The organism is Paludibacter propionicigenes WB4, from assembly GCF_000183135.1.
Taxonomy (GTDB): Bacteria; Bacteroidota; Bacteroidia; order Bacteroidales; family Paludibacteraceae; genus Paludibacter; species Paludibacter propionicigenes.
Genome location: NC_014734.1, coordinates 1,980,351 through 2,001,717, shown reverse-complemented (window position 1 = coordinate 2,001,717; position 21,367 = coordinate 1,980,351). Strand labels below are relative to the sequence as shown.

The following is a 21,367-nucleotide window of genomic DNA, read 5'->3' as shown; positions in this document are numbered from 1 at the left end:
GCTATTATTGCGTTATTTGTAAAAGCAGCTCTTCTATTTTTTTCGTTGCGGCTTTCGATGTTCCGTTGAAATGATTTACAAGGATAGAGAAGACAAAGGTTTTATTATTTTTCTCAATATACCCGGCATAGCATTTAACCCCGCCTATGGTGCCGCTTTTTGCATATACTTTTCCTTGCAGCGATGTTTTTGCAAGGAAATTAGTCAGTGTGCCACTTTTACCTGATATCGGTAGAGAATTAAAGAACGCATCTTTATAGAGGCTCTTTGTTTTCATGTAGGTCAGTAATTCCACAAAGAAATTAGCTGAAACAGCATCCAATGGTGATAAGCCGCAACCATCGTACATAAAAAGCTGATTTGTGTTTAATCCTTTTTCTTTCCAATAGGTTCTTATCTCTCTGATTGCACCGTTTGAAGTTGCTACTTTGTTGCTTTTCAATGCCAGATACCGGAAAATTTCCTCGGCATAACCATTGTTGCTATGCACGTTCGTTTCTTTGATTATTTCGGCAAGTGTTGGTGAGTTATGTACGTATATAACTTTGCGTTCAATTGTGTTTTTGACAATATCGGAAGGCAACTCACTTACGAAAATACCACTCTGTTTAAGTTTTTCCTGAAAGTGCTCGGCCAGCAATATGCTTGGATTAGGAATGTCACCCTTGATTACAAATTCTTGTCTGTCAGCAGGAATCTCGCCACGAATAACCCGATGATTCGATTTCGGTGCACCGTAGAAGTAGGCACTGTCCGAGTTGATTTCGGTCGATTTTAAGTGGTTTTCGAACAACAGAGATGGTAGTGTTGGCTCTGTTCGCAAAATTTCGGGCACCGTTCCTGTATTTCCTGATTTCAATACCAGTTTGAAGGTATTGTCCATATACGAAATGCCGTATGCTCCTGCAGCATAATAGTTTCCTATATCTTCCCATGTCCATTTGGGGTTCACTCCTTCGTCATCAAAGATAGTTCCGTCAGCCACTATTTGTCCGTTGATTTTCTTAATGCCGCATTCCTTTACAGCTTCCACCCATTTTTTTAGAAAATCAGCATCGCCCATTTTTTCAGATCCCAATGTCGGGTCGCCTCCGCCACGAATATATAAATTCCCGTTTAATGTTCCATCGTGGCTTAAAGTTCCGTCAATTTCAAGCTTGGTTTGGAAGCAAAATGAAGGCCCGAGTAGTTCCAATGCAGTTGCCGTTGTTACCAATTTCATGGTTGAGGCTGGGATGGTTACATTGTTCGATCTGTATTCGCAGATGGTTTTGTCAGATGTCAGGTCTTTTACGATCAGGCTTATGTTGGCATTTTTCATCAGAGGATTATTGATGAAATTTTCCATCGGATTGGCTGCAAAGCTTAGCAAATGGCACAACAGAAAGGATAACAGACAAAATTTGAGTTTCATTTTCGGATATTTAATGTGTTGGAAGAATAGAGTGATATGCGAACTCCAATACCTTACAAAAGTAAGAAAAAATGCAATGGCAGCCATGAAACTTATCTTTTTCAATCAATTATTTCGATTAGGGATAGAGTAATGTGTTATTCATTTTGCTATATTTGTAGCCCTAAAGCTAATGAAAGTATAATCCTTCAGAAAATACTGAACCTCTATCTCCTTATATTTTATATGAAAAACACATTTTTCTTCTTAATAGTTGTCTCCCTTCTCTTGTTATCTTCATGTGCCACCAATACGGATTTTCTTACTTCTCCGCTGACTTTTAAAGGCGTGTCGATAACATCTTTAAGCAATGCCGAAACCGAAGTGTTTACGAGTTATGATATCAAATCATTTAATGGAACAACAGGTCAGATATGTTTTGTGGATGAAAAAGTGGGCAGCAAGCTAAGTCACTACCGAAAGTTAAACTGCTATATAGGAACTGACTCTATTTTTTCTGTTAATCTTACTTCGGATGTTATGTCATCGGTAGTAAATGATTTGGTACTAAATTCCAGCAGCAGTGGTAACTATTATTTTGCGGATGGATATCCTGCGCTTATTCAAAATGCAGGTTCAATAACTTTGCGTGCTCAGAATAAGACTAAAAGAGCAAATTCCTGGGCTCTCTTTATTGCGATACTAAAAACGGAACAAAAATACAACGACTGACAGTTAACAGTGATCAATCAATAGTGATCAGTTAGCTTTTCTATATCTCTGTGACAAAAAGAGCTGCAACCCTTTCGGATTGCAGCTCTTTCTTTAGTCTCCTTTAGGGGATTTAGGGGTTTTATTCCGCTTTTGGTTTGTCTTCACGTGGAGGACGTGGCAACAACGCTTTGCGTGAAAGTTTGAATTTACCGGTCTTTTGGTCAATTTCCAACAGTTTCACATCAATCATATCGCCTTCTTTAATTCCGGCTTGATCCATGGTTTCGATGCGTTTCCAGTCGATTTCGGAAATGTGCAACAAACCTTCTTTACCCGGCATAAATTCAACAAATGCACCATAAGGCATTACCGATTTTACTTTAGAAGGATAAGTTTCGCCAATTTCAGGGATCGCAACAATTCCTTTGATTTTAGCAATAGCAGCATCGATAGCAGCTTTATTGTTAGCCGCAATTTCTACACGACCTTGGTCACCAACTTCTTCGATAGTGATTACAGCACCTGTTTCAACCTGCATGTTTTGAATAATTTTTCCTCCAGGTCCAATTACTGCGCCAATCATCTCTTTAGGTATCATCATGACAATAATACGTGGAGCATTCGGTTTCATATCTTCACGTGGAGCTTCCAATGTTTCCTGGATTTTGCCTAGAATGTGCATACGTCCTGCTTTAGCCTGGTTCAAAGCTGTTTCCAGAATTTCGTACGAAAGTCCATCAACTTTGATATCCATTTGTGTAGCAGTGATACCATCTTTAGTTCCGGTTACCTTGAAGTCCATATCGCCTAAGTGATCTTCATCACCCAAGATGTCCGAAAGAACAGCAAAGTTCTTACCTTTATTTTCAGAAATCAATCCCATGGCAATACCCGAAACCGGTTTCTTGATTTGTACACCTGCATCCATCAACGCCAATGTTCCGGCACAAACCGTTGCCATTGAAGAAGATCCGTTTGATTCCAAAATATCAGAAACCACACGTACTACGTAAGGATAGTTTTCAGGAATCATGTTTTTCAATGCACGTAGCGCCAGGTTACCATGACCTACTTCGCGACGACCAACACCACGAGAAGCTTTTGCTTCACCGGTAGAGAATGGAGGGAAGTTATAGTGCAACAAGAAACGTTCTTTACCTTTGAACAAAGCATCATCAACCAATTTCTCATCCATTTTTGTTCCTAAGGTAACAGTAGTCAACGACTGAGTTTCACCACGGGTAAATACGGCAGAACCGTGAGCTCCCGGAAGGTAATCAACTTCCGACCAGATAGGACGAATTTCAGTTGTTTTACGACCATCCAAGCGTTTGCCTTCATCCAAAATAGAACGACGCATAGCTTCTTTTTCTACTTCGTGATAGTATTTACCAATCAGACCCTTTTTCTCAGTAGCTACTTCTGGCTCCAATGCAGCAATATATTCATCTTTGATAGCTTTGAAATTGTCAACGCGTGAGTGTTTGTCGGTATTGCACGAAGCAGCCACAGCATACACCTTGTCATACGTTTTAGCCCAAATATCTTTTTTCAGATCTTCGTCGTTTTCTTCGTGGCAATAAACACGTTTTACGGTTTTACCTACAGCTTCCATTAGCTCTAACTGCACCTGGCAATGAACTTTGATCGCTTCGTGAGCCACTTTCATTGCTTCCAACAAAACTTCTTCACTTACTTCTTTCATTTCGCCTTCAACCATCATAATGTTGTCGATAGTTGCAGCTACCATGATTTCTAAATCGGCAGTTGCCAATTGAGCAAAAGTAGGATTTATAACAAATTGTCCGTCGATACGCGCAACACGTACTTCAGAGATTGGTCCGTTAAAAGGAACATCCGATACAGCCAAAGCAGCTGAAGCAGCCAAACCGGCCAATGCATCAGGCATATCTTCGCCATCAGACGATACAAGCATTACGTTTACAAAAGTCTCAGCATGAAAATCATCAGGAAACAAAGGGCGCAACGCGCGGTCAACAAGGCGAGACACTAAAATTTCGTAATCGGATGCACGACCTTCACGTTTCAGGAAACCTCCCGGAAAGCGACCAAAGGCAGCATATTTTTCTTTATAATCAACCGAAAGTGGCATAAAATCGGTTCCCGGAACAGCATCTTGTGCCGAACAAACGGTAGCCAACAGCATGGTGTCACCCATACGAACCATAACAGATCCATCGGCTTGTTTGGCCAATTTTCCTGTTTCAATAGAAATGGTACGACCATCACCCAATGTGATAGTTTTTGTAACTACATTCATAAAATTACATTTTTTCTTTTTAAACTTCTAAATTTCGCGCGCAAAGTTACGATATTTTTTGCAGAATGAGCTTTAGCCGTCGTTAATTTTATTAGCGATGTTCTTATAGCTATTTGTACGATAGAAAATTTCAAATTTGTTTTTTTGTACTCATGCAAAATTTAGATTACGAAACATCTCAAATTACATTGCTAATTTGGGATGTTTTTGTACTTTAGCGTCAATATTGAGTTTGTATAAGGTTAATCATGAATCTGATTATTTCCATTTGTCAATAGCAAGATATAGAAGTGAATTAGTTGTCTGTAATTGATTGATTAGTATGTTTTTTGCCTGCTTTACTTTAATGAACGAAAATTGGGGACGGACATTAATTGTATGGTTGTAAGATTTTTCTAAAAACTCATAAAAATGTAATATTGCTAAAATCACAACTTGCCCAGAACAAATATTTAAATGAAAAAGATTCATTCAATAACATTTCTTCTTTTTTTTCTGCTATTTCAGCCTTTCTTAACTTTTGTGTGGAGTAATACAATGCTACCTCAATTGCATGTAGAAGGCAGAAACCTTAAGGATCCTAATGGTAATACAGTGATTTTGCATGGTTTTGCTCAGACATATTCGCCTTTCTTTAATGAGGTAGGAAAATATTGGAGCAATTATGATGTCAATGGATGTTTGACGTATAATAAAGGGTTGATAGATAAAATGCTATCGGCGGGTTGGAAAGTGAACTTTATACGTTTACATATGGATCCTTATTGGAGTAATACTCCGGGCTGTCAGGGGAGATATGAGGGAGAAGAGTGTTTTGATGAAACTCGTTTTACAAAATATCTTGATGAGGTTTTTGTCCCTATGGCAGAATACTGTGTATCTAAGGGATTGTATGTGGTTATGCGTCCTCCGGGAGTTTTTCCGGATAAAATTCAGGTAGGAGATGTATACAACCAATACCTGATAAAAGTCTGGAAAATTGTAAGTAACCACCCCAAATTAAAAAATCACCCGAATATTATGTTTGAATTAGGGAATGAACCAATTGACATACTGGGAACTGATGGAGCTTATGGCTCAAACGGTGATGCTAAATTTGCCAATCTGCAAAAGTATATGCAAGTAATTGTTGACGCGATCAGAAATAACGGATCAAATAACATTCTTTGGATTCCCGGCTTATGTTGGCAGCAATCGTATTCAGGTTATCTTAAATATCCTATAGTCGGTGATAACCTGGGATACGCCATCCATCTTTACCCGGGCTGGTTTGGTAGTTCAGCAGGATATAAAGCGTTTCAAAGTGAATGGGACAGCGCAATTAAGCCAATTGCTGATGTTTCGCCAATAATGGTTACCGAAATGGATTGGGCTCCGGAAGTTTACAACTCGTCATGGGGAAAAAGTACTACAGGAGTTGTTGGAGGAGGAGGTTTTGGAGCCAATTTTAAGTATATTACGGATAATTCAGGGAATGTAAGCTGGCTCGTTTTTACTGATGCCGCTAAGCTTGCTGAATTTAAGGATGAAGCACCTGCCGCTGGTGCGCCGTATAATTTTTTGAACGATCCGGAAGCATGTCCCTGGCAAACATATCATTGGTTTAAAGACTATGCTAACCCTCCCGTTAGCACTGTGACGAATCTTGAGATTTTTGATGGCATGCTAAAACCGATAGTAAATAATCAAACAATTCAAATATCGGCAGGGAGCAATGCTTATATTTTGGTAAGAGCAACGTATGCAGATGGACGAATTGATTTTGTTAGTTCAAAAGCTAATTATCAAAGTAGCAATCCATTGGTAGCAATCGGGTCTGCGGGTCGAATCTCAGCGCTTAAGGAGGGCTTGGCAACCCTTACTGTTAGTTATGGCGGCTTTCAGAAAGAGATTTCTGTAAAATCAAATTACTTTTTGTTGCAATCAGAAGCAATGAATCTGACTATGTTTGGTGCCAATACTTTTGATAATAACTCGCACACACTCCATTTGACACAATGGGGACAGGCAGGCTGGAGTTTTCCAAATGGTATAGATCTTTCAGGATATAAGTATTTGGTGTTCAAATTTGGTTCATATAATTATCCATGGGGGAGCAATATAGTAATTAAAGATGGATCTACAGAGTCCATAGGGTATAAATGGGAAGGAAAGAATGAACTTATCATTGATTTGAATAATCTGGTAACTGAAACTGGAATTAAGATTTCACCCAATCATATTACTGCTGTCAGATTTTGGTCAGGAGGTGGTGACTACATTATTGATAATGTATATCTGACAAATAGATCTGATGCAAGCCAAGAAACTACCGGTTTAGAAATTCCTATAATTAAAAGTGAGGATGATATTGTAGATGTTTTTTCTGTAACCGGAAAGTTACTAAAGAAACAAATTAGGCGTGGTGATGCTCAAAAGAATCTTTTAAATGGTGTTTATATTATAGGTCACGAAAAAGTGTTGATTTATAGGTAAAGCTCGTAAACTCTTAAATTCTAATAAATAATGAAATCAATAAAGACTATTATTGCATTGATGCTTTTTGTAAATTGTACTTTAAAAGCACAGGAAGTTATTTCGCTTTACAGCACAACAATCCCGAATTCCAAAGTTGTGCCTGCCGATTATAAAGAAAGTTTTGGTGGTGGCATGTATCGAAATGTCACAAACCCTACATTGGAAATTTATCTGCCCGAGAAAGGCAAAGAAACCGGAGCAGCAGTAGTAATTTGTCCCGGTGGTGGTTATAGTGTGGTGGTGTATCAGGGCGAAGGAGTATCTAATGCTAAAGAATTAGCTAAGAATGGTATAGCTGCTTTTGTACTTAAGTACCGCTTGCCGAGTGATGCCATTATGACCGATAAATCTACAGGTCCGTTGCAAGATGTTCAACAAGCCATTAAACTTGTACGCGAAAATTCAGTCAAATGGAATGTAGATCCATCTAAAATTGGCATTATGGGTTTTTCTGCTGGAGGGCATTTAGCTTCTTCCGCAGCGACACATTTTGAGAAAGCATTGATTGATAACCCAAAAGCTACAAGTTTGCGCCCCGATTTCCAGGTGGTTGTTTATCCGGTTATTACTATGCAGCAGAGTCTGACGCATCGCGATTCGAGGAAACAGCTTTTGGGAGATCAGCCTTCTCAGCAGCTGGTTGATTTGTTTTCGAACGAACTTCAGGTGAAAGATAATACTCCGCCGGCATACATTACCCATGCAGCCGATGATAATGTGGTGGATGTGGATAACAGTATCAACTACTTTGAAGTATTGCGTCGCCATAAAGTATCAGTTGAACTGCATGTATATCCTAAGGGAGGACACGGATTTATTTTCGGACGCAAAGGCTGGATGACTCCGTTGTTGGAGTGGATGAAACAATCAAAGATAATTCAATAAATAACTAATAATAAAAATAATGAATCTAAATTTGAAAATCAGTTTATTGGTATTAGGGCTATCTTTGACTGTTGTCAGCCCACAAGCTGCCAATAAAAATAAGTCGGGCAAACAAGACAAAAATAAGTCTGCAGCTTTTTATACTGGAAAATACCGTAATGTTTTTGCAGAAGCGGGATACAGTAAAAAGGACATCGATCAAAAAGTGGATCAAGTGTATCGTGACCTTTTCGAAGGACCGAATAAAATTTATTTTGAAGTCGGCGATTCAATGGGTTACGTTTCAGATATAAAGAATCATGATGCGCGTACCGAAGGTCTTTCGTATGGAATGATGGTGGCGGTACAGCTAAACAAAAAAGATGTTTTTGACCGTATATGGCGTTGGTCTAAAAAATACCTGCAACATCAGAGTGGTCCTCGTGAGGCTTATTTTGCATGGAGCTATGATCCTGCAAAACAGAGACAGAATTCACCGGGTTCGGCAACTGATGGTGAGCTTTATTATATTACCAGTTTGTTGTTTGCATCTAATCGTTGGGGCAACAATACTGGTATTAATTATTACGGTGAGGCTCGCAGAATACTGGATGCTATGTGGAAAAAAGATGGAACAGGCAACATCTACAACCTGATTAATGTGGAGCACAAACAAATCACTTTTGTACCAGAAGGTGCCAGTTACAAGTGGACAGATCCCTCATATCATTTACCAGCCTTTATGGAAGTGTGGGCTATGTATGCCAAGGATGGTCATGAGCAATTTTATAAAGAATGCGCCGATACTTCGCGCGTATTCCTTCACAGAGCCTGCAATTCTGTTACCGGATTAAATGCCGATTATACCGAATTTAGCGGAGCTCCTCATACTTCACGCTGGATGCCGTCTGCTTTCCGTTACGATTCATGGAGAGTACCAATGAACATTGCTATGGATTACAACTGGTTTGGAAAAGATAAAGCATGGCAGGAAGATTATGCTAAACGAATTCAGACATTCTTCAAATCGAAAGGTTTGAATACTTTTGTTGATCAGTTTAATCTGGATGGTACTACGCCTGAATTTATTTTGAAAGCAGGAACTAATACTCAGAAACTAAGACATTCGATAGGATTGATTTCCACTGCAACATCAACAAACCTAATGCATAAGGATTTTGACTACGTGCATAAATTGTGGAATGAGAAACTACAACCTTATGAAGATGGTTACTTCGATCCATATTATGATGGATTGTTGTATCTATTTAGCTTGATGCATTTAAGCGGAAAATACCAGGTTATTACTCCGGCAAAAGTGCCTGTTGCCATAAGATAGAAAATATAAAATGCTAAGAACATCTGAGCTTCTCATTGGAGCTCAGATTTTTTGGCTTACTAAGAAAACACATTGAATTACAACAATCAAATATAATAAAATGAATAAAGTAAAAGTAGTATTGTTAACCTCACTGTTTGCACTTTTGCCTTTGGCTCAGTCAAGCGCACAAAAAGGTGGTAAACTAAAGCTATGGTATGATAAACCAGCTGCGAACTGGAATGAAGCATTGCCAATAGCGAATGGAAGAATTGCTGCGATGGTACACGGAAACCCATCCAAAGAATTACTTCAGTTAAATGAGAGCTCATTTTGGTCTGGTGGACCTTCTAGAAACGACAATCCGGATGGATTGAAAGGGCTGGATTCTATTCGGACTTATATATTTCAAGGAAATTACACACGTGCGAATACACTTTCCAATCAGTTCCTCACAGCCAAACAACTTCATGGTTCCAAATTTCAATCCATAGGAAACCTAAATATCAGTTTTCCAAATGCTGAAAAATTTACTGATTATTATAGAGACCTTGATATCGAAAATGCTTTATCGTCAGTTTCTTATAAGGTCGATGATGTAATTTATAAAAGAGAAATTCTGGCTTCAATTCCTGATCAGGTTATTGTAGTTAGGTTAACTGCAAGTAAACCCGGGAAACTAACTTTTACGACTAATTTTGACAGCCAACTCAAAAAAACATCAGTTGCACTGGATAACCACACACTTGAAATGACTGGATTGTCGGGTACACACGAAGGTGTAATCGGTCAGGTGAAGTTCGATGCTCGGGCAAAGGTAATCAACAATGGAGGAACTGTTAGTTTTGTTTCTGACTCGTTGAAGGTGAAAAATGCCAATGAAGTTATAATTATGGTTTCTATAGCAACAAATTTTGTAGATTACCAAAATCTGACAGCTAACGAAACTCAAAAATGTATTCAGTATTTATCTGTAGCAGAGAAAAAGCCGTTTAATACTATTCTGAAAAATCATATATCGACTTATCAGAAATATTTCAAACGTGTGAATTTTGATTTAGGAACTTCGGAAGCTGCTAAAGCTACCACCAAAGACCGAATTAAAAATTTCTCTAAAAGCTATGATCCCGAATTGGTTAGTCTGTATTATCAATTTGGTCGATATCTGCTGATTTGCTCGTCGCAACCCAATGGACAGCCTTCCAACTTACAGGGCATCTGGAACGGAAGCAATAACCCAATGTGGGATAGCAAATACACAATTAATATCAATACAGAAATGAATTATTGGCCGGCCGAAAAAACGAATCTTACAGAAATGCACGAGCCGCTGATTAAAATGATCAAGGAGCTTTCTCAGTCAGGTAAAGAAACTGCCAAAGTAATGTATGGTAGCAATGGTTGGGTGGCTCACCACAATACAGATATTTGGCGTATAACCGGTGTTGTTGATTTTGCCGATGCAGGTCAGTGGCCAATGGGTGGAGCTTGGCTTTCTCAGCATCTTTGGGAAAAATATCTTTACAACGGAAACCTCAAATACCTGGAATCTGTATATCCTGTTTTAAAATCGGCTTGCGAATTTTATAAGGATTTTCTAATAGAAGAACCTACTCATAAATGGTTAGTGGTGTCTCCTTCAGTTTCGCCGGAGAATACACCTCAAGGTCACAAAAGTGCATTGGTAGCAGGTTGCACCATCGATAATCAACTTCTTTTCGACTTATTCACCAAAACAATCAAAGCTGCAAAATTATTGAAAAAAGATGCTTCTCTGATGGTCGATTTCCAAAAAATACTTGATCGCTTACCTCCTATGCAAATAGGTCGTTTAGGACAACTTCAGGAATGGCTGGAAGATTGGGATAATGCTAAAGATCAAAACAGACACGTTTCACATTTGTATGGACTGTTTCCTAGTAATCAGATAACTCCGTATACCACTCCGCAATTATTTGACGCAGCTAAAACTTCGCTTCTGTATAGAGGGGATGTGTCAACCGGTTGGTCAATGGGTTGGAAAGTGAATTTCTGGGCACGTTTACTTGATGGAAATCATGCAAAGAAATTGATATCAGATCAACTTACATTAGTTGAACCCGGTCAGGGTAGAAATTCTACTATGGGCGGTGGCGGAACATATCCGAATATGTTTGATGCGCACCCACCTTTCCAAATTGATGGTAACTTTGGTTGTACCTCCGGTATTACCGAAATGCTTTTGCAAAGTCATGACGGATCAGTTGATATATTACCGGCTCTGCCTGATGATTGGAAAAACGGTAGTATTACCGGTCTGAAAGCCTATGGAGGATTTGAGGTGAGCATAATTTGGAAAGATAATAAAGCTCAAAAGGTGATAATCAAATCGAACTTTGGTGGAAATTGCCGCCTTCGTGTACCCAATGCAATGGTGTTAGCGGGAGGCAAGAAACTGAACACTGCTAAAGGAACAAACCCAAATCCATTTTTTGAAATTGTCAAGGTAAAAGAACCAATAATATCTTCAGCTGCGAAGTTGAATACAGTGGTTGTTAAACCAACCTTCTTGTATGATATTCCAACAGAATCAGGTAAAACTTATACCTTTATTATAAAGTAATTCAATAACATATTTATTAATGAAAGAAACGAATTTAAAATTGAAGAGATTTAGCCGGGTACAATTGTTTTTAATGACAGTTTTAATGACATCATTTTCTGTTATGTCATTTGCAGCCGATAAACCGAATAAAGTGAAAGTGGCAAAGAATGCTCCGTTATTCTCCAAATTTGTTTATCAGGGAGAAGATGAGGTTTACAAAAACAACCCGTTGAAAGCGAATGAGTTTTATAACCCTATTTTACAGGGCTGTTACCCTGATCCAAGTATTACGCGTAAAGGAGATGATTATTATCTGGTATGTTCATCGTTTGCGATGTTCCCCGGTGTACCCATCTTTCATTCTAAAGATTTGGTGAACTGGACACAAATAGGTCACGTGCTCGATAGAGTCTCGCAACTGAAAGTGCACGATTGCGGTATCAGTGCAGGAGTTTATGCACCACAAATTTTGTATAACCCCAATAACGATACCTTCTACATGATTACCACAGAATTTGCTGGTGGTTTTGGTAATATTATGGTTAAATCAAAAGATCCGCTTAAAGGATGGAGTGACCCCATTAAACTGAATTTTGATGGAATTGATCCTTCTATCTTCTTTGATGATAATGGTAAGGCGTACATTGTACACAATGATGCTCCTGACAAGGGAAAAGAGCTTTACAACGGGCACAGAGTCATTAAAGTATGGGAATATGACGTGGAAAAAGATCAGATTATTCCCGGAACATCTCAAACGATAGTTGATGGTGGCGTTGATTTGTCTAAGAAACCTATCTGGATTGAAGCTCCTCATTTATACAAAAAGAATGGTCGTTATTATTTGATGTGTGCGGAAGGTGGAACCGGAGATTGGCACAGTGAAGTAATTTTTGTGAGCGATAGTCCCAAAGGTCCGTTTAAGCCAGCTCCAAGCAATCCAATTTTATCTCAAAGATATTTGAATCCAAAGCGTACCAATATGGTAGATTGGGCTGGTCATGCTGATTTGGTTCAAACGCCTGATGGAAAATATTACGGAGTATTTCTGGCTGTGCGTCCAAACGAAAAGAAACGGGTAAACACGGGTCGCGAAACATTTATTCTACCGGTTGACTGGTCGGGAGAGTTTCCTGTTTTCGAAAACGGTTTAGTTCCGATGGAACCTAAACTTAAAATGCCTAAAGGAGTAGAAAACAAAACCGGAAAAGATGGATTTTTCCCAAATGGGAACTTCACTTTTACCGACGATTTCCTGGCTCCCAAACTGGATTACAGATGGATTGGACTAAGAGGTCCGCGTGAAGATTTTATTGTGACTTCCAAAAAAGGTTTAATTATCAATCCGTTTGCAGCGAATATTAAGGAGCTAAAACCAACTTCAACTCTTTTCTATCGTCAGCAACACATTAGTTTCACTGCAACGGCTACGCTCTCTTATCAGCCTCAAACAGAAAAAGACTTGGCTGGAATTACTTGTGTGCAGGGCGAAAGATTCAATTATGTGTTTGGAGTTACAAAGAAAGATAAGGACTTCTATTTACTGCTCGAAAGAACAGCAAGAGGAAAATCAACCATTGTTGCCAGCACTAAAATTGACATGAAAACCGCTGTACAACTCAGGGTGAAAGCAACTGGCGACAATTATGAATTCAGTTATTCAGCAAACGGAACAGACTTCACTAATCTTGGAGGAACTGTTTCCGGTGATATTTTATCTACAGACGTTGCGGGTGGTTTTACAGGAGCTATGATAGGATTGTATGCCACATCGGCAAACAATGCAATACCTGAATAATCACATTTAAAACATGGATTTGATTGACAGTAACTAATCTTAGATTAGCTACTGTCAATTCGTTGTTTTATTGATGTTTAAATGAGAAAAATGATAGATGTTGTTGTGGTAATATCTATCATACATTTTTAATCCCCAATAAATAGTTTTCGTAGAATTTCAACGCTTAATGTATTTTTGCTAGGAAATCTGCTGGTGTGAGTATTATTTTGAATGAATGTTTAATATTAAAATTATAATATTATGAAGAAAAGAGTAAGTTTTTTGACTGTATTATTTTTGCTTTCTTTTGTAGGAGTTGCTGTTGCTCAACAACCTGCTCCCGTAAAAGTAGCTGAAGGTTTAGTGCAGGGTGCAATTGAAGGAGACTTGACTGTTTACAAGGGTATTCCTTTCGCCGCACCTCCGGTTGGCGATCTTCGTTGGAAAGCGCCTCAACCTGCTTCAAAATGGCAGGGTGTGAAACAAACAATCAAATTTGCTCCCGGCCCCATTCAGGGAGGAAACCCTCCTTCAGGAAAAAGTGAAGATTGCCTCTACCTCAATGTTTGGACTCCTGCAAAGTCAGCTAAGGAAAAAGTTCCTGTGTTTGTGTGGATTTATGGTGGCGGTTTTGGTGCCGGAGCTACATCCGAATGGCCGTACAGTGGTGAAAAACTTGCTAAAAAAGGAGTCGTGTTAGTCAGCATTGCTTACAGAGTGGGACAACTTGGTTTTTTTGCACATTCTGAACTGACTGCTGAAAATCCGAATAAAGTTTCAGGGAATTATGGATTGCTGGATATGATTGCCGGCTTGAAATGGATTAAAAAGAACATTGCAGCATTCGGTGGTGATCCTGATAAAGTGACTATTTTTGGTGAATCTGCTGGTGGCATTGCAGTTAGTATGTTGTGCGCATCGCCTCAGGCAAAAGGCCTGTTCAAAGGAGCTATTTCTGAAAGTGGTGGCTCTTTTGGTCCTTCGAGACAGACGATAACCTATCCGGGTGAAAATATGAAACGTTTAAAAGACGCAGAAATAGATGGAATTACCTACATGAAAAATGCAGGTGTAACTTCAATTGCTGAATTGCGTAAAATAGCTCCGGATAAATTACCGGCTGCCCGCGGCTTAGGTATGTTCTGGCCTATTGTAGATGGATATGTTATCCCTGACGATCAACACAAGCTATATGAAGCAGGTAAATACAACGATGTAGCTATTCTTGTAGGATATAATTCCGACGAAGGTGCCAGTTTTTCACCTCCCAAAACCCCACAAGATTATATCAACGGAGTCAAAACCCGCTATGGCAAATTTGCCGATGCATTGATAAAAGCGTATCCGGTTGGAGAAACCACAGTCCCTAAAACTGCTCGTGATTTAGCCAGGGATGCAGCATTTGGATGGCAAACATGGAGCTGGGCTCGTTTACAAGCTAAAACAGGAAAATCCAAAGTTTTCTACTATTATTTCGATCAACATCCGGATTATCCGGAAGGATCGCCACGGGCAGGTGCAGGCTCGCCTCACGGTCAGGAGGTTGCTTATGTTTTCAATCATCTTGATCCGAACAATCCTCAGACAAGCAAAACCGATTTGGAAATTTCGGATGCAATGGCTACTTATTGGACAAACTTCGCGAAATACGGAGATCCTAATGGCAGCGGATTACCACATTGGCCATCATTCAGTGATGCGAATCCTGTATTGATGTACTTCCAACAAACTCCACACACCGGTCCTGTACCTAGTGCCGAATCGTTGAAAGTGCTTGATTCGTACTTCGAATGGAGACGTACTCCTGAAGGAGCTGCTTGGGCTAAGTAACCGACTTATCAACTGATAGATTATGAAATACCAATCGTTGGTTATTTTAGTTATTACCGGATTGTTTGCATCGTTTTCGTACGGGCAAACGCCGGTAATTGGGAAAACTCCCCGATACTGCAATCCGTTGCCGATGGTAACTGCGCCCGGTGGCAATGCTTCAGGCGATGTCACAGTCATTAAAGAAAATGGAAAGTACTACATGTACTGCACAGGTGGCGGGGCTTGGGTTTCGGATGATATGCTGAACTGGACTTTTCATCGTATCGATAATGTACCGGTTGCACCGCATGTGGTCAAATTCAACGGAAGCTTTTACATGTGCGGCAATGATTGTCCGGTGTACAAAGCCGATAATCCGCTAGGACCGTTTACCAGTATTGGCGACTGGAAAAATACTCCCGATGTGAAAGGTGGTTGGAATGGAGCCTTTGATGTAGATATTTTTATTGATGATGACAACAAACCCTATCTCTATTATCCCGGTCGTGGTGTCAGTGGAATTTATGTCGTACCGCTCGATCCAAACGATATCAGTCGGTTTGCCGGTCCGGTAAAACATCTTTTCGGATTCAATAACAAGCATGAATGGGAACGATATGGGGAGATGAACGAATATCCCGATGTTGCATGGATTGAAGGACCGTGGTTACAAAAACACAAGGGAACTTATTATCTGCAATATTCTGCATCGGGTACTCAGTGGAAAACCTATGCCGAAGGTTATTATACTGCAAAATCTCCTTTAGGGCCTTTTACGTATGCGCCAAATAATCCTTTGCTCCGCAAAACGGAAGGACTTGTCACCGGAACGGCTCATGGCAGTATTGTTGAAGGCCCGGATGGTAATCTTTGGCAGTTCTACACCATCGTTCTTTCCAATCCTCCCGGCGGACGACGCATTGGTATGGATCGCATTACTTTCGACAAAGCAGGAAATATGTCGGTTAAAATTACCGATACACCACAATGGGCACCGGGCACCGTAACTGATCCTGCAAAAGGCAATAGCGAATCTCTTCCTGTTATCATCAATAAAATCCTGGCAATGAATGCCTTGTCTAAATTTTCGACAGAAAAACCCGGACACGAGGCTGCTTATGCTGTAGATAATTCCAGCGGTACCTGGTGGGAACCTGCTGCGACCGATTCTCTGCCATCTTTATTGATTGAATTATCGCCGGCTACGCGTTTCGATGTGGTGCAGATGTTCACCATTGACGGTGTTCGGTTAATGTTCAACGGCGGACGACGCGGGTTCGGAAGACCCGCTCAAGGAGCGCAACAACCTTCAGCAGAAATATACCAGTACAAAATTGAAGTTTCAACCGATGGAAAAACGTTTGAGACTGCACTGGATCAATCTCGAAATACCATCGCCCGAAATACTATTTTTGATGAGATATCTCCGGTCAAATGTCGTTTTGTCCGCCTGACTGTTACCAACTGGCCAAAAGCATCACCGCTGGGACTTCTGGAATTTACTGTATTCGGAAAAGCCGCAGGGGCACTACCGGCCGCTGTAGCCATTCCCGTCTCTAATTGAAATAAATTTAATCTGTAGATTATGCTAAAGAAGCAATTACAATATCTGATTCTGTTATGGTTGACGATTGTTATGCCATCAACCTTAATTCATGCTCAGGAAACTATCGATGTCGGAAAAACAGGTTGGGATGTAAAACGTCCGGTGATTGCAGGAGCATGCGATACCGGTTGTCCCTGGGGTGAGTTGGGTGATTTTGTGCAGCAATCCATGAAACCGTACGGCTATTCAGTCATTATTTGTCGCAATTGCAACCGTTCGTACGGTCCTCGGCTGGTTTCAACCAACGATTATCCACCTCCACTCGATGAGATAAATCTGGAAGATGGGGTCAATGTTCGTGTCAATGCGCGTGTTGACTTTGGCTTAACGTCCAGCGCCATGCTGAGTTCTGCCTATCGTGGAACCCCCGGGGGTAAAGAAGGGTATAAAAATCTTCGTTTAATAGCAAAACTCGAAGACCCTTTTTATTATCTGATTGCTGTAAGGAAAGAAACCGGAATAAAAGATTTCAGCAACATTAAACAGCAACATTTACCTGTTCGGATTGTGGGTGCCGATGCTGCTATGAGTACTATTCTGAATTATTATGGAATTTCTACCGACGATATCAAGTCTTGGGGTGGAAAAACAGATGTAACGCTGGATGAAGCCAAAAAAGGAAATTTTGATATAGTTGCTGGATTTCTTGCAAGTCCGGCACTCAATCCGGAATCTTCTTGGTGGACTACCCTGAGTCAGAAATTTGATTTTTATTTTTTAGAGCTGCCCGAAAACTTATTGAAACAGATTGCACAGCAAAATGTGGATGCTGAAATAGTGGAGGTGCACTACGGTTTGCTCAAAGGGGTCAATCGTCGTTTCAAAACTCTTGGACGATCGGGAGAAGCTGTTTTTGCGCGCGATGATACGCCGGAGCAGGCGGCATACGACATTGCAAAAGCGATTGATGAAAATCGCGGTGCATTAAAGTGGTTTATCCGCATTTATACTTATGATACAAAGACTGTGTGGACAAATTTCGGGGTGCCGCTTCATCCTGGTGCACAGAGATATTACCGGGAAGTCGGATATATGAAATAGAGATTTTATCCATTCTATTTTAGAACCCTTGATAAACTGAAAATTTCGGAAGGATAAATAGACCCATAAAAAATGTTCAAAGTTCGTTTGGACGTTAAACCTTTGTGATAAACTTTAGTCAAAATATATTGTCAACCTGAAAAAGTTCAATTTTTAAAAACAGACCGATTAAAAACACGAAATAATAAAATTTAAACTCAATATGTCAAAAAAACAGTTTCTTATTCTTGCACTTTTTGTTGCATTTGGAGCTTCCACGGTGCTTAACGCACAAATAAAAAAGGCTACTAATCCAATCATCTATGCAGATGTACCTGATATGTCGATGATTCGCGTAGGTGACACTTATTATATGAGTAGCACCACTATGCACATGAACCCGGGTGTTCCAGTTATGAAATCTAAAGATTTAGTGAATTGGGAAACCGTAAGTTATGCTTATAATACGTTGGGAGAGATGGATAAGTTGAACCTGAATAACGGCAAGAATGATTATGGTAAAGGATCGTGGGCAAGCAGTATACGTTTCCATAAAGGGCTTTATTACATTTCTACCTTTTCTTCAACTACAAATAAAACCTACATTTTTACAACTAAAGACATAGAAAAAGGTCCTTGGGTTGAACACTCATTTAGTCCTTCATATCATGATAATTCATTATTTTTTGACGATAATGGAAGTATTTATTTAGTAACAGGTGCCGGAAAGCTAAAAATCTATGAAATAAAAGAAGATTTGTCAGGGGTGAAGGAAGGAACGGAAAGAGTGCTAATAGAAAATGCTAGTGCTCCGGGTGGAAGTATAATGCTTCAAGCCGAAGGTTCGCAGTTGTTTAAGCACGATGGCAAATACTATTTATTCAATATCTGCTGGCCTAGAAATAGTATGCGCACTGTATTAGTTCACAGAGCCGATAAAATTACCGGACCCTGGGAGGGAAAAGTAGCACTTCAGGATCAGGGTGTAGCGCAGGGAGGTATGATTGATACCCCCGATGGACGTTGGTTTGCATATCTGTTTCAGGATCACGGTTCGGTAGGTCGTATTCCTTACCTTGTACCAATGAAATGGGAAAATGGCTGGCCTGTAATAGGTGAAAATGGCAAAGTTCCAACAACACTTGATCTGCCTGCAAGCAAAGGTTTGATTCCGGGAATTGTAAATAATGATGAATTTACCCGCAAAAAAGGAGAACCTGCTTTGCCGTTGGTTTGGCAATGGAATCATAATCCGGACAACAAGTTATGGTCTGTAACTGAGCGCAAAGGATATTTAAGATTAAAAACCGGACGGATAGATTCTATGTTTGTACAAGCAAAAAATACGCTCACTCAACGAACATTTGGTCCGGTTTCAGCTGGTATCACTTCGCTCGATGTGTCAGGTTTGAAAGATGGAGACTATGCCGGTCTTGGGCTTTTGCAACAAAAGTACGGTCAGGTAGGAGTTAAAGTGGCGAATGGAACCAAATCGATTGTAATGATTAATGGAGAAGCACGCAAACCTGTCGAAGTTCAAAATGTACCTATTAATCAAAAAGTGGTTTATCTAAAAGCAGAATGCGATTTCACGAATAAAGTGGATATAGGCCGTTTCTTCTACAGTCTGGATGGAAAATCATGGAAACAAATAGGCTCGCAGATAAAAATGGAATACACCTTGACTCATTTTATGGGTTATCGCTTTGGATTATACTATTATTCTTCCAAAACTCCCGGTGGTTATGCCGATTTCGATTATTTCCACATAACAGATAAGATAACAAAGAACTAGGCTAATACTCTTAACCAGCAATAATACATGAAAAAAATAGTAGTTGTTTTAGTCGTTTCCATTTTAATGGGAAATGCTTTAATTGCTCAAAATAAGAGTAGTAAAACTCCTCGTCCGCCATTGATGGGATGGGCAAGTTGGAACCAATTCGGGCCTAAGATTGATGAAGGTGTCATCAAAGGGCAGGCCGATGCCATGGTGTCCTCCGGATTGGCTGCCGTTGGTTTTCAATATGTTAATATTGACGATGGCTTTTTCAATAAACGTTATGCTGATGGAACCCTGAAAATTGATTCGATAAAATTCCCCAAAGGAATGAAAGAGTTGGCCGACTATATTCATTCAAAAGGATTGAAGGCAGGATTTTACTCTGAAGCAGGCGAAAACACTTGTGGCTCTCAGTACAGCGGTCAACCCGGTGGAGTTGGTGGAGGTCTGTACGGCCATGATCAGCAAGATGCCGATTTGTTTTTCAAAACCTGGGGTTTCGATTTTCTTAAGGTTGATTATTGTGGTGGACGCGTGCAAAAACTTGATGAACAAACACGCTATACTGCCATTCGTAAAGCAATAGATAATACCGGTAGAGACGTAAACTTCAATGTATGCCGCTGGCAATTTCCCGGAACCTGGGTGACTAAACTGGCTGATTCGTGGAGAATGTCTAACGATATAAATTTCGTACCAGGCTCTAAAGCAAAGTGGAAAAGTGTAATCGATATCATTAATCTAAATAAATACCTTGCTCAATATGCCAGCCCGGGTCATTACAACGATATGGATATGCTCGAAGTTGGGCGTGGAATGAGTTTTGAAGAAGACAAAAGCCATTTCACCATGTGGTGTATCTTATCGTCACCCCTTGCTTTGGGTTGCGATATGACTAAAATGTCGAACGAAACAAAGACAATTCTGACCAATAAAGAAATTATCGCACTTAATCAGGATGTAGCCGGTTTGCAGGCTCATTTGATTTATGAAGGTGATAGCGTGCAAATTTGGGCAAAAAACCTGAAAGATCGTCAAAGTAAAGAGTTTGTCGTTGCCATGTTAAATTTGAAGAAAAGGCCAGCTGAATTGAAGTTGCGCTTGAAAGATTTGAATATAGTAGGTAAAGCCGCTGTAAGGGATCTTTGGGCACATGCTGATTTTGGAACAATTGATTCTGTTTTTTCGGCGACTGTTCCGAGTCACGGTGTTTCTGCAATAAAGATAAATGCACAAAAAACAAAACTCAAAGAGGTGTTTGAAGCCGAATATGCATGGATGAATAATTTCAATTTGACGGTTAATACTCAAGTCCTTCCGGAACAAGCCAAGCCGGTGGCTGATGCTTTGTGTTCAGGAAAAACAAAAGTGATCAATATTGGTAAACGTCCTGACAATTACATTGAATTTCAGGATGTATTCGCTAATGTTGCCGGAAATTACTCTTTGGAATTATTTTACCTTTCGAATGAAGACAGAGACGCTACAATTCGTGTAAATGGAAAGAACTTTCATCTTACTAAACTGAATTCAGGTGCTTCAAAACAAATAGCTAAGGAGACAATTTCTGTAACGCTAAATAAAGGCTACAATACTATTCGAATTTCAAATGACAAGGCTTTCGCTCCTGAAATTGATAAAATCCGAATAAATCTGAACAGGAATACTAAGTGAAACATAAAGAAATAATTAACC

Annotated in this window: 13 protein-coding genes; 11 read left to right on the top strand and 2 right to left on the bottom strand. The window is 39.8% G+C overall.

Going from position 1 to position 21,367, the window contains the following annotated elements; translation table 11 throughout:
* Positions 1-4 precede the first annotated feature (4 nt).
* Entirely contained in the window at positions 5-1,414 is a 1,410-nt protein-coding gene (gene dacB / locus PALPR_RS08305) for a D-alanyl-D-alanine carboxypeptidase/D-alanyl-D-alanine endopeptidase (RefSeq protein WP_041620827.1), read from the bottom strand.
* Positions 1,415-1,639: 225 nt separating this feature from the next.
* Between dacB and PALPR_RS08300 the strand changes: the two genes are divergently transcribed.
* A complete protein-coding gene (locus PALPR_RS08300; RefSeq protein ID WP_041620343.1) occupies positions 1,640-2,125 on the top strand; it encodes a hypothetical protein in 486 nt (161 codons plus the stop codon).
* 121 nt (positions 2,126-2,246) lie between these two features.
* On the opposite strand, the gene pnp is transcribed toward PALPR_RS08300, so the two are convergent.
* Positions 2,247-4,388, bottom strand: coding sequence for a polyribonucleotide nucleotidyltransferase (pnp, locus tag PALPR_RS08295; protein WP_013445173.1), 2,142 nt, complete (start codon positions 4,386-4,388; stop codon positions 2,247-2,249).
* A gap of 456 nt (positions 4,389-4,844) precedes the next feature.
* Between pnp and PALPR_RS08290 the strand changes: the two genes are divergently transcribed.
* The 10 genes from PALPR_RS08290 to PALPR_RS08245 all read left to right on the top strand — a co-directional run bounded on the left by PALPR_RS08290 (position 4,845) and on the right by PALPR_RS08245 (position 21,346).
* Positions 4,845-6,863, top strand: a complete 2,019-nt coding sequence (locus PALPR_RS08290) for a glycoside hydrolase family 5 protein (RefSeq protein WP_013445172.1) — start codon at positions 4,845-4,847, stop codon at positions 6,861-6,863.
* A gap of 30 nt (positions 6,864-6,893) precedes the next feature.
* A complete protein-coding gene (locus tag PALPR_RS08285; protein ID WP_013445171.1) occupies positions 6,894-7,790 on the top strand; it encodes an alpha/beta hydrolase in 897 nt (298 codons plus the stop codon).
* Between the two features lie 19 nt (positions 7,791-7,809).
* A complete protein-coding gene (locus PALPR_RS08280; protein WP_013445170.1) occupies positions 7,810-9,108 on the top strand; it encodes a family 8 glycosyl hydrolase in 1,299 nt (432 codons plus the stop codon).
* 100 nt (positions 9,109-9,208) lie between these two features.
* Positions 9,209-11,689, top strand: coding sequence for a glycoside hydrolase family 95 protein (locus PALPR_RS08275; protein ID WP_013445169.1), 2,481 nt, complete (start codon positions 9,209-9,211; stop codon positions 11,687-11,689).
* An 85-nt stretch (positions 11,690-11,774) separates the two neighbouring features.
* Positions 11,775-13,469, top strand: coding sequence for a glycoside hydrolase family 43 protein (locus tag PALPR_RS08270; protein WP_148226447.1), 1,695 nt, complete (start codon positions 11,775-11,777; stop codon positions 13,467-13,469).
* Positions 13,470-13,712: 243 nt separating this feature from the next.
* Positions 13,713-15,281, top strand: coding sequence for a carboxylesterase/lipase family protein (locus PALPR_RS08265; RefSeq protein ID WP_013445167.1), 1,569 nt, complete (start codon positions 13,713-13,715; stop codon positions 15,279-15,281).
* 22 nt (positions 15,282-15,303) lie between these two features.
* Complete coding sequence (locus PALPR_RS08260; RefSeq protein ID WP_013445166.1) at positions 15,304-16,827, top strand: family 43 glycosylhydrolase; 1,524 nt, start codon at positions 15,304-15,306, stop codon at positions 16,825-16,827.
* Positions 16,828-16,848: 21 nt separating this feature from the next.
* Positions 16,849-17,910 (top strand): TAXI family TRAP transporter solute-binding subunit, encoded by a 1,062-nt coding sequence (locus PALPR_RS08255; protein ID WP_013445165.1) that lies wholly within the window; start codon positions 16,849-16,851, stop codon positions 17,908-17,910.
* Positions 17,911-18,112: 202 nt separating this feature from the next.
* Positions 18,113-19,684 carry a glycoside hydrolase family 43 protein gene (locus tag PALPR_RS08250; RefSeq protein ID WP_013445164.1) on the top strand — a complete coding sequence of 524 codons (1,572 nt, stop codon included), beginning with the start codon at positions 18,113-18,115 and terminating at the stop codon, positions 19,682-19,684.
* Positions 19,685-19,711: 27 nt separating this feature from the next.
* Positions 19,712-21,346, top strand: coding sequence for an alpha-galactosidase D (locus tag PALPR_RS08245; RefSeq protein WP_013445163.1), 1,635 nt, complete (start codon positions 19,712-19,714; stop codon positions 21,344-21,346).
* Positions 21,347-21,367 lie beyond the last annotated feature (21 nt).